A 10,069-nucleotide genomic window follows, 5' to 3' on the forward strand; every position below is an offset into this window, starting at 1 on the left:
CGGCGAGCTTCTCCAGGGCGGTGTTCGCGCCGGTGACGTAGGCCTGGTGGTGCTTGGAGTGGTGCAGCTCCATGATCCGCCCGGAGATGTGCGGCTCGAGCGCACCGTAGTCGTAGGACAGCTCGGGGAGAGTGTAGACAGGCATGGTTCCTCAGGTTCCTTCCGTCGGTATGCAGCCACGCTAGGACCTCGACCACGGTTGAGGTCAAGGAGGGCGCGCTGTGATCTTGCAGGTCGGACGGGTCGTCCCGCCCGTCGAACGGCAGCGCCGAGCACGCGGTCCGCGACCGGGAGGGCCCCTTTCCGGTCGCTCGACCCGTGCTCGACGGACGGTGGTCGGCCAGGGGGCCGGGGTCCGAATTCGTTGGGCTGGGGGGGTCCTCGTCGGGCACGATGGACGGATGCCCGACGACGCCCGCACCGGCCTGCGCGTGACGACCGCACTGGTCGTCCCCGAGGCGGAGCTGTCGTGGCGGTTCTCGCGCTCGTCCGGCCCCGGCGGGCAGGGCGTCAACACGACGGACTCGCGGGTCGAGCTGTCGTGGGACGTCGCCCGGTCGGCGGTCCTCACCGACGCCCAGCGCGCGCGCCTGCTGGACCGGCTGGGTCGCCGCGTCGTCGGGGGCGTCGTCACGGTCGCGGCGTCCGAGCACCGGGAGCAGCGGCGCAACCGCGAGGCGGCGCGCACCCGGCTCGCCGCCCTGCTGGCGGCCGCCGTGGCGCCGCCCGGGCCGTCGCGGCGGGCGACGCGGCCCACGCGCGGGTCCGTCGAGCGGCGGATCGCCGCCAAGAAGCGGCGGACCGACGTCAAGCGCCTGCGCCGCCCCCCGCACGACTGACCGGGCGGGCACGCCTCACCGACCACGACCCTGCTCCCGGTCGAGCACGACCCTGCTGTCGTTCTCGACGTGAGAGCGACAGCAACCTCGTGGTCGGCGGGGTCAGAGGCGGCGCGCGAGCTCCGGGTAGTCCACGACCAGACCGTCGGCGTCGACGGTGAGGTCGGCCGTGAAGTCCCGCGTCGCGCTGGTGTACGTGACGACACCCTGCCCGGTCGCGGGGTCGAGCGGCTCGCGCGCCGCGTAGACCTGGTCGCTGCGCAGGACGCGCAGCGACGGCACCTCGACCCAGGCCATGACGAGGTGCGTCTCGTGCGCCGGCGGGTCGTCCCCGAGCAGGCCGAGCCGCAGGATCGGCATCGTGTTCGTCACCGGGCAGAGCGCGATGTCGCAGTCCAGCGCGCCGTCGAGCGTGGCCGGGTCCGCCACCCCGGGCGCGGCCAGGCCCGACGGCGGCGTCCCCGCCTCGCGCACGTCGGCCCGCCACGCGCCGTCGGGCGTCCGGACGAGGTCGAGGTGCCGCGACCACCCGAGGCCCCGCACCGACACGTCGAGGTGCTCCGTGACCCAGCCCGGCCCGGTGCGCAGCGCCCACGCGGTGGCGTACGTCGTCGCGCGCGACGTGCCGAGCGCGGCCAGGCGGTCGCCGCGCACGGTGACCGTCGCCGCCTCGAGGCGGTCCGGGTCGTCGTCCCAGCCGGTCCATGCGACGTGCCTCGTCCGTGGGCTCACGCCGGTCAGTGTGGGCCGAAAAGCCGGTGCCCGCGCGGCGAGCGCGTGGCAGTGTCGCGCCATGACCTCTCGTATCTCCCACACCACGTTCGACGCGCGGGACGCCTACGCGCAGTCCGTCTTCTGGGCCCAGGTCCTCGGGTACACCGACGTGCCCGGCGACCCGAACCTCCCCGGCCACGAGGAGTGCATGATCGTCCCGCCGTCCGACGCGACGACGCCCGCCGAGAGCCGTGGGCACGTCCTGTTCGTCGAGGTGCCCGACGACAAGCAGCTGAAGAACCGCGTCCACCTCGACCTGCGGCCCACCGACGGGTCGCGCGAGGAGGAGGTCGAGCGCCTGCTCGCGCTCGGCGCGACCCAGGTCGCCGACCGCCGCACGCCCGACGGCGGCGGCTGGGTCGTCCTCGCCGACCCCGAGGGCAACGAGTTCTGCATCCTGCGCAGCGACGCCCAGGTCGCGGCGGACGCGGCGCGCTGAGCGCCCGCGCTGACACGGGGCGGGCCGTCGTTCCCGCTCGCGCGACGTCGTCCCCGAGGCCGCTGATCGCTTCCCGCGACGGGCGGTCGTCGCCGGGCGGTCCCGGTGTCGCACCCCGGCGCGTACCCTCGGGTCGTCGCAGGGGGAGGGTGGCCACGTGGTCGGTCAGGTGTTCGTCGACGAGAGCAAGGCACGGGCGTACCTGCTCGTCGCGGCCGTCGTGCTGCCCGGCTCGATGAACACGGCGCGACGGGTCGTCCGCGACCTCACGATGCCCCGCCAGCCACGCATCCACATGAAGAGGGAGAGCGACGCGCGTCGCCGGAAGATCCTCGAGGCGTTCGTCGGACTGGCCCCGGAGGTGACGGTCTACCGGGCAGGAGGCGCGTACAGGACGGAGCTCGAACGGCGCGAGAGGTGCCTGCGCGCCCTCGTCGAGGACATCGCCCGCGACCGGCGCACGCACCTGTGCCTCGAGCGGGACGAGAGCCTGGTCCAGCGCGACCGCAGGCACCTGATCGAGGCCACCCGAGCCGCGGGGTGCTCGGAGAGTCTGGCGTACCGGCACGAGAGCGCGACCGCCGAACCGCTGCTCGCGCTGCCCGACGCGATCGCCTGGGCGTGGGCGAGGGGCACCTCTTGGCGCCAGCGGTGCGAGCCCGTGGCGAGCCGGGTCGTCGATCTCTAGCGCCGAGCCCGGACAGCGCGAGACCCGAGCGCCACGACCATCCGGACGGGTCTCGGGTCCACTTCCCGACGCTCAGCGCGACGGGCTCGTCCCAGGATAGTGGCGGGCGCCCCGGCGGGCAACGGTCTCGTCAGCGGTCGGTCATCCGGATCCAGCCGCGCTGCGCGGCCCGGACGCCGGCCTCGAACCGGCTGGTGGCGCCGAGCCGCCCCATGAGGCCGGCAGCGTGACGGCGCACGGTGCGGGGCGAGACGCCGAGCCGGACGGCGACGGCGGTGTCGGTCTTGCCCTCGGCGAGCAGCCGCAGCAGCGTGTCCTCGCTCGGGGCGAGGGCGTCGCCGTCGGGCCGTGCGCGGTCCCACTCGGACTCGGCGAGGGCGCGCAGCGCGGCGACGGCGTCGCGGTCGGTCACGGCGCGCGTGCGCCCGGGGCGCGCCACGAGCACGACGGTGTCGTCGAGGGCGACGAGCGACACCGGGAGGGAGGTCGCGACCCGTCGCTCGACCGCGGGGGCGCCGCCGCTCACGTCACCGGGCCGACCCGTTGCACGACCGGGGCCGCCGTCCTGCGCGGGCGCGCCGGCCGTGCCCTCCTCGCGACCGACACCGAGCATCACGACGCGGAGGCGTGCGGCGTGGCGGGCGCGCTCGCGGACCCGGAGCCACAGGGGCTCCGGGCAGGTCTCGCTGCCGTCGTCGAGGACGAGCACGTCGTGCGCGCGGCGCAGCGCGAAGGCCCGCGCGGAACGGCGGGCCCCGAGGACCGGGTCCCGCTCCGTTGAGGTCACGCCGTGTGACTGTAGTCGACCCCGGCAACGGTCCCGGGCCGTCCCGCGGTGCGGACCGATGTGACGGGTTGCGGTCGAGAGAAGGCATTTGTCCTCTTCCGGCCACGTGAATTTGTTTACACCGCGAGCAACCGCTGCGAGGCTTCCCCCGGACCGCCGGGGTGGGGCGTGTGCTTCCTGGCGTCCGCGTGCGTCGGGACGGTCCCGGCGCCGGCGAGCAGGGGGCGACGTGGGCGTGCAGCCGGACGACCGGACTCTCGTGGACCTCGTCCGCGACCACGTGCGCGAGCGCCCGGACCACCCCGCGGTCGTCGTCGTGCCGGAGGTGGGGGAGCGGCGGACGCTCACCTACGCCGAGCTCGACGCGCAGGCGGCGGCGCTCGCGGCCCGCCTCGCTGCCCGCCACGAGACCGGTGACCGCGCGCTGGTCCTCTACTCCGCCACCGCGTCGTTCGTCGTCGGGCTCCTCGCGTGCTTCTCCGCCGGGCTGGTGCCCGTCCCGTCCCCCCTCCCGGGCGGGCAGGCGTACCAGCGCGAGCGCGTGCGCGGGATGCTCGCGGACTGCGACGCCGCCGTCGTCCTCGTCGACCCGACCGCCGCGATCGAGACGACGGAGTGGGCCGTGCCGCTGCGACGTGCCGACGGCGGCCCGGTCGCCGTCACCGTGGTCGACGGCGCGACGGACGGCCCGGCGCGGCGGGACCGCCCGGGCCCGCAGGACGTCGCGTTCCTCCAGTACACCTCCGGGTCCACGAGCAGCCCCAAGGGCGTCGTGGTCACGCACGCGAACGTGCTGCACCACCACCACGCCTTCACCACGACGCTCGGCCTCGTCCCAGACGACGTCTTCTGCAGCTGGCTCCCGGGGTACCACGACTTCGGCCTCGTCGGGATGCTGCTCGTGCCGCTCGGTCTCGGGGCGACGGCGGTCGTCGTGCCCTCGACGTCGTTCCTCAAGCGCCCTGTCCGCTGGCTCTCCGCCATCACCGAGACGGGGGCGACCGTCACGGCGTCGCCGAACTTCGGCTACGACCAGTGCGCGCGGCGCGTGCGCGACGACCAGCTCGCCGAGCTCGACCTGTCCCGCCTGCGCTGGGCGCTCGGGGGCGCCGAGCCGGTCGACCCGGCCGTCCTCGACGCGTTCACGCGCCGGTTCGAGCCCGTGGGCTTCCGCGGGTCCGCGCACGGTCCGGGGTACGGCCTCGCAGAGGCGACGCTGACGGCCACGTACCCCGACAGGCGCCTCCCGCTCGTCGTCACGGCGGACGAGACGGCGCTCGCCGACGGCCGCCTGGTCGTGACGGAGGAGGCTTCCTATCTGTCCGCCCTGCCCGACGCCGCGACGGTCGAGGGGCCGGGCGCGCGCCTCGTGTGCTGCGGCGTGCCGAGCGGGGTGGAGCTGCGGGTCGTGGACGGCGAGGGCGCCACCGTGCCGGACGGCGCGGTCGGCGAGGTCTGGCTGCGCGGCGGCAGCGTCGCGGCCGGGTACTGGGGCGACGCGGCGGCGACCGCGACGGTGGAGACCTTCGGCGCCGTCGCCGCGGACGGCACGGGCCCGTGGCTGCGGACCGGCGACCTGGGGGCCCTGCACGGCGGCCAGCTCGTCGTCACGGGCCGCATCAAGGAGCTCCTCATCGTCGCGGGGCGCAACCTCTACCCGTACGACCTGGAGCGCGAGCTGCGCCGCCTGCACCCCGGGGCCGAGGGCCGCCCGGGCGCGGTGTTCGAGGCGGACGGCCGACCGGGAACGCTGTGCGCGGTCCAGGAGTTCCGCCCCACGCCGGGCGCCCGGGCGGGCGGTGCGGCGAGCGCCGAGGAGGAGCTGGACGCCGTCGTCCGGCAGATGGCGGCCCACCTCGCGACGGTCTCGGGCGCCGCGGTGCACGACGTCGTCCTCGTGCGTCCCGGCCAGGTGCCGCGGACCACGAGCGGCAAGATCCAGCGCGGCCGGGCGCGCGACCTGCACGGCCGGGGCGACCTGGCCGCGCTCCACTCCCTGCGCGCGGCCCGCGACCGCGCGCACCCCGAGCTCGCAGGGAGCCGACCATGACCGCACCCCGCCCCGACGCCTTCGACGACCTCGTGCTGCGCCACGTCGCCAGCGCGCTCGGCGTCGCCCCCGCCGACGTGGACCCGGGGGCCGACCTCGCCGGGCTCGGCCTCGGCTCGGTCCAGGTGCTGGCGCTGCTCGGCGACCTGGAGGACGTCCTCGGCGTCGACCTCGACCCGGAGGCGGTCGTCGACAACCCGACGCCCCGCGCGCTCGCGACGCACCTGCGCAGCGTCGTCGACGTCCCCGGGACGGCGGCATGACGACCCTCGTCGACGTCGGCGCGCACGTGCCCGCGACGCGCGTGCCGATCCGGGACCTCGCCGACGAGCTCGGCCTCGACCACCTCGAGCTCGGCGTGTTCGAGCGGTTCTTCGGGCTGCGCGAGGTGTGCACGGCGCCGGGGCAGACCCTCACCGACCTGCTCGTCGCCGCGGCGCGCGCCGTGCCCGGGCTCGCGGGCAACGAGCACCGCGTCCGGTACGTGCTGGGGGCGCGGACCATCGCGACGGTCGCCCCGGTCGGGGTGAACCCGCTGCACGACGCCGCGACGCGCCTCGGCCTGGACCACGCGGTCGTGTGGACGCTCACCCAGCACGCGTGCGCGTCGGCGCTGCTCGCGGTCGACCTCGCGGGGCGTCTCCTCGCGTCGGACGGCGACCCGGACGCGCTCGCGCTCGTGCTCACGGGCGAGAAGGCGTTCAGCCCGGGCTCCCGGCTCATCGAGGGCACGACGATCATGGGCGAGGGCACGGCGGCGTGCCTCGTCGCGGCGTCAGGCCCGGCAGGCTCGTCCGCCGACGGGCCCGCGCCGGGCAGCCCCGTCCTCGCCTACGCGACCCGCACGCTGGGCGAGTACCACCAGGTGCCGCTCCCCGAGGACCTCGCGGGCCCGTTCGGCGTCACGTACACCGAGGTGCTCGCCGAGGTCGTGCTGGAGGCCGTCGAGCGCGCGGGCCTCACGCTGGACGACCTCGCGCTGGTCCTGCCGCACAACGTCAACCGCGTGTCCTGGCGGCGGCTGTGCGCGCGTCTCGGCCTCCCGCTCGCGCGCGTCCGGCTGGACGACGTCCCGGTGACCGGGCACTGCTTCGGGGCGGACTCGTTCATCGGCTACGCGGCCGCGCGCGCCGAGGGTCGGCTGCGGCCCGGCGACCCGTTCCTCATGGTCGCCGTCGGGCTGGGCGCCACGTTCTCCGCCATGGTCCTGCGCCACGAGGCCTCGGAGGGCTTCAGGGTCTCCGAAGGCTCCGAAGGTGCCACGGCCCACGACACGAAGGAGCAGGCATGACGGTCGACCAGGTGACGAGGACAGCCCCGCAGACCACCACGGCCGACCGCGAGCCGTTCCTCGCGCGGACGAAGCGCGCGCTCGCGGGCGCGCCCGACGCGCCGCTCGTGCTGCTGGGGAACGTCGAGGTCGAGGACGCGTGGGCGGCCGGAGAGGTCGGCCTGCCCGCCGTCGGCGGCGCGTCGGCGACGGCGGCGCTCGTCCACCGCATGGACGAGCTCGCGCTGCTCCTCGCGGGCCCGCGCGACCACGTCGTGCTCAAGGCCGAGCCGGACCCCGACCACCTCGCGCACCTGGACGCGCTGGGCGTCGGGCTCCCCACGGTGCACGTCGCCGGGTCGAGCGACCCGCTGCGCACGGTGACGCTCGACGCGCTCGACTCGCCCGCGCTGCTCGCGCGCCTGGGGGAGCTCGCGGCGGACGGCGTGCGGCTCCTCGCGCACGGGACGTCGTCGGCCGAGGAGGACCTCGCGACGGCGACGGGCCTGCGCTCGGTGCTCCCCGACGCGGCGACGACCAAGACCGTCAACAGCAAGGTCTACAGCCGCGGTCTGTGCGACGAGCTGGGCGTGGAGCAGGCGCGTGGCTGGGCGTGCCGCACCGTCGAGGACTTCGAGCGTGCGTGCGCCGAGGCTGCGCGGCTCGTCGCGGACGGCGCGACCGTCGGCGTCAAGGACGCGTACGGCGTCTCCGGGAAGGGGATCCTCGTCGTCGACGACCCGCGCCGGCTCGACCAGCTCGTGCGCATGGTCGCGCGCCGGGCCGCGCGCTCGGGCGACGACCGCCTCGCCGTCGTGGTGGAGGTCTGGGCCGACAAGGCGACGGACCTCAACTACCACTTCACGGTCGCGCGGGACGGCTCGGTCGCGTTCGACTTCGTCAAGGAGGCGATCACGGAGGGCGGCGTCCACAAGGGCCACCGCATCCCGTCGCGCCTGCCGGCGGAGCAGGTCGACGCGCTGGCCGAGCTGTCGGGCCGCCTCGGCGCGCGGCTCGCGGCCGACGGCTTCCACGGCCTCGTCGGGGTCGACGCGCTCGTGCGCACCGACGGCCGGCTCCTGCCCGTGCTCGAGATCAACGCGCGCAGCAACATGTCGACGTACACCGTCCCGCTCCAGGAGCGGTTCCAGCCCGACGGGTGGGTCGCGCTCGCGCGCCAGTACCCGCTGGTGCTCGACGCGCCGCTCCCGTTCGCGGCGCTCCACGACCTGCTCGGCGACCTGCTGCCCGGCGCCCCCGGCGAGGCGGGCCTCGTGGTCCAGGGGACCGGCACGGTCAACGCGGGGGCGTCGGGCGCGTCCGGGCCGACGCCGGGCAGGACGTTCGCGGGCCGGCTCCACGGCCTCCTCGTCGCGCCCGACGAGGACACCCTGACCCGCCTCGACCGCGCCGTGACGGAGCGGCTGGCCTCGCGGCCCACCGGCCGCCCCACCGAAGGAGACGTCCGATGACCACGACCCCGACCCGGCCGACGACGCCCGGGAGCGCGGACCTCGCCGCGGTCGCGGAGCGGTACGGGACCCCCGTGTACGTGTACGACGGCGACGTGCTCGCCGCGAACTACCGGGCGCTGCGCGAGCGGCTGCACCCCGCGCTGGGGATCTTCTACTCGCTCAAGGCGAACCCCAACGTCAGCGTCTGCGGGCTGCTGCACGCGCTCGGCGCGAACGCCGAGGTGTCGTCGCTCGCGGAGCTGCGCACCGCGCTCGCCGCGGGCGTCGCACCGCAGGACGTCCTGTTCCTCGGCCCCGGCAAGAGCCGGGACGAGCTCGTCTCGTGCCTCAACACGGGCGTGCGCGCGATCATCGTCGAGTCGCTCCCGGAGCTCGCGCTCGTGGACGAGCTCGCGCAGGCGGTGGGACGGCCCGCGCGCGTCGTGCTGCGTGTCAACCCGTCGTTCTCGGTCAAGGGCTCGGGGCTCACCATGGGCGGCAAGCCGCGCCAGTTCGGCATCGACGAGCAGCAGCTCCTCGACGCGCCCGACCTGTGCGACGGCCTCACCGCGGCCCGCGTCGTCGGCGTCCAGGTGTACATGGGGACGCGGATCCTCGACGAGGGCACGATCGTCGAGAACACGACGCGGATCTTCGAGCTCGCCGAACGGCTCGCGGAGCGCCTGCGGTTCCCGCTCGAGCTCGTCGACGTCGGCGGCGGCCTGGGCGTCGCGTACTTCGAGCGCGAGCGCGACCTCGACGTCGAGGTCCTCACCGTGGCGCTCAACCCCGTCGTCGAGGCGTTCGTGCAGCGGCACCCCCGGACCGACCTCGTCATGGAGCTCGGCCGCTACCTCGTGGCGCTGTGCGGCACGTACGTCGCGCGCGTGCGGTACGTCAAGGAGTCGATGGGCGAGCGGTTCGCCGTGGCCGACGGCGGCACGAACCACCACATGGCGGCCGTCGGCATCGGGTCGTTCGTCAAGCGCAACTTCCCGATGCGTCGCGTGGGGCCCGCGTCGACCGCCGAGCACGTCGCGTGGAACGTGACGGGCCCGCTGTGCACCCCCAACGACACGATCGGCAAGGCCGTGCCGCTCCCGGCCGACCTCGCGCCGGGCGACCTCGTCGCGGTGGACCGTTCCGGTGCGTACGGCGCGACGGCGTCGCCGGTGCACTTCCTCAGCCACGGGTACCCGGCCGAGGTGCTCACGCTGGGCGACGAGACGTTCCTCGTCCGGCACGCGGACACGCCCGACGACCTCCTCGCGCGCCAGGTGTTCCACGACCTCGGTGCGCGGGTCGAGCCCGTCGCCGTCGGCGCCGTCCCCTGACCCACCGCCCGTCCGTCGTCGTCCAGCCACCGCCCGCCCCGCGGGCGCCGACCCACCACCCGGAGGAACCATCGTGAGCACCAGCACCGAGCCGCAGGAGGCCCTCGGCCGCGAGCGCGTCGTCGGGGCCGTCGTCGAGGCACTGTCGAGCGTCCTCGGACGACCGCTGCCCGACGTGACCGCGACGACGCGCCTGTTCGACGACCTCGACCTCGACTCCACGAGCGTCCTCGGCCTGCTCATGGCCCTCGAGGACTCCCTCGACATGGAGGTCGACCCGGAGTCGCTCGAGCAGCACCACCTCGAGACGGTCGGCTCGCTGACGGACTTCGTCGTCGAGCACTCGACCCGGAACTGACGTGCCGTCCGGGGGCAGCGGCGCCGGAGCCTTGCGGGGGTCCTGGCCGCGCGGGGACGGGCTGCGGGTGCGGGCG

At 75.5% G+C, this 10,069-nt stretch carries 11 protein-coding genes and 1 pseudogene; 9 read left to right on the forward strand and 3 right to left on the reverse strand.

All coding sequences use genetic code 11. From position 1 onward, the window contains the following. Positions 1–145, reverse strand: a pseudogene (locus tag ACI769_RS03140) (superoxide dismutase); the annotation flags it as partial. Positions 146–401: 256 nt separating this feature from the next. On the opposite strand from ACI769_RS03140, the gene arfB reads away from it, so the two are divergent. Beyond that, a complete protein-coding gene (gene arfB, locus ACI769_RS03145) occupies positions 402–839 on the forward strand; it encodes an alternative ribosome rescue aminoacyl-tRNA hydrolase ArfB (protein ID WP_043657909.1) in 438 nt (145 codons plus the stop codon). Between the two features lie 102 nt (positions 840–941). Here the strand turns inward: arfB and ACI769_RS03150 are convergent, their stop codons facing one another. Then, positions 942–1,571 carry a putative glycolipid-binding domain-containing protein gene (locus ACI769_RS03150; protein ID WP_255437412.1) on the reverse strand — a complete coding sequence of 210 codons (630 nt, stop codon included), beginning with the start codon at positions 1,569–1,571 and terminating at the stop codon, positions 942–944. 61 nt (positions 1,572–1,632) lie between these two features. Between ACI769_RS03150 and ACI769_RS03155 the strand changes: the two genes are divergently transcribed. Next, entirely contained in the window at positions 1,633–2,052 is a 420-nt protein-coding gene (locus tag ACI769_RS03155; RefSeq protein WP_171467173.1) for a VOC family protein, read from the forward strand. Between the two features lie 157 nt (positions 2,053–2,209). Then, complete coding sequence (locus ACI769_RS03160; RefSeq protein WP_409141128.1) at positions 2,210–2,740, forward strand: hypothetical protein; 531 nt, start codon at positions 2,210–2,212, stop codon at positions 2,738–2,740. 130 nt (positions 2,741–2,870) lie between these two features. Here the strand turns inward: ACI769_RS03160 and ACI769_RS03165 are convergent, their stop codons facing one another. Next, positions 2,871–3,527, reverse strand: coding sequence for a LuxR C-terminal-related transcriptional regulator (locus tag ACI769_RS03165; protein WP_409141129.1), 657 nt, complete (start codon positions 3,525–3,527; stop codon positions 2,871–2,873). A 229-nt stretch (positions 3,528–3,756) separates the two neighbouring features. Here ACI769_RS03165 and ACI769_RS03170 point away from each other — a divergent pair, with 229 nt between their 5' ends. The 6 genes from ACI769_RS03170 (at position 3,757) to ACI769_RS03195 (ending at position 9,993) form a co-directional block, all read left to right on the forward strand. Then, positions 3,757–5,577, forward strand: a complete 1,821-nt coding sequence (locus ACI769_RS03170; RefSeq protein WP_409141130.1) for a fatty acyl-AMP ligase — start codon at positions 3,757–3,759, stop codon at positions 5,575–5,577. Further along, positions 5,574–5,840 (forward strand): acyl carrier protein, encoded by a 267-nt coding sequence (locus ACI769_RS03175; RefSeq protein WP_409141131.1) that lies wholly within the window; start codon positions 5,574–5,576, stop codon positions 5,838–5,840. The genes ACI769_RS03170 and ACI769_RS03175 overlap by 4 nt, the downstream gene beginning before the upstream one ends. After that, entirely contained in the window at positions 5,837–6,868 is a 1,032-nt protein-coding gene (locus ACI769_RS03180; RefSeq protein ID WP_409141132.1) for a 3-oxoacyl-[acyl-carrier-protein] synthase III C-terminal domain-containing protein, read from the forward strand. The genes ACI769_RS03175 and ACI769_RS03180 overlap by 4 nt, the downstream gene beginning before the upstream one ends. Further along, positions 6,865–8,319 carry a hypothetical protein gene (locus ACI769_RS03185; protein ID WP_409141133.1) on the forward strand — a complete coding sequence of 485 codons (1,455 nt, stop codon included), beginning with the start codon at positions 6,865–6,867 and terminating at the stop codon, positions 8,317–8,319. Before ACI769_RS03180 ends, ACI769_RS03185 begins: the two co-directional genes overlap by 4 nt. Continuing rightward, positions 8,316–9,635, forward strand: coding sequence for a type III PLP-dependent enzyme (locus ACI769_RS03190; RefSeq protein ID WP_409141134.1), 1,320 nt, complete (start codon positions 8,316–8,318; stop codon positions 9,633–9,635). The genes ACI769_RS03185 and ACI769_RS03190 overlap by 4 nt, the downstream gene beginning before the upstream one ends. Positions 9,636–9,708: 73 nt before the next feature. Further along, the gene (locus ACI769_RS03195; protein ID WP_021482864.1) at positions 9,709–9,993 is read left to right on the forward strand and encodes an acyl carrier protein; all 285 of its coding nucleotides are present in this window, start codon (positions 9,709–9,711) and stop codon (positions 9,991–9,993) included. Positions 9,994–10,069 lie beyond the last annotated feature (76 nt).

The organism is Cellulosimicrobium sp. RS (genome assembly GCF_046159675.1).
In the GTDB taxonomy this organism is placed as follows: domain Bacteria; phylum Actinomycetota; class Actinomycetes; order Actinomycetales; family Cellulomonadaceae; genus Cellulosimicrobium; species Cellulosimicrobium funkei.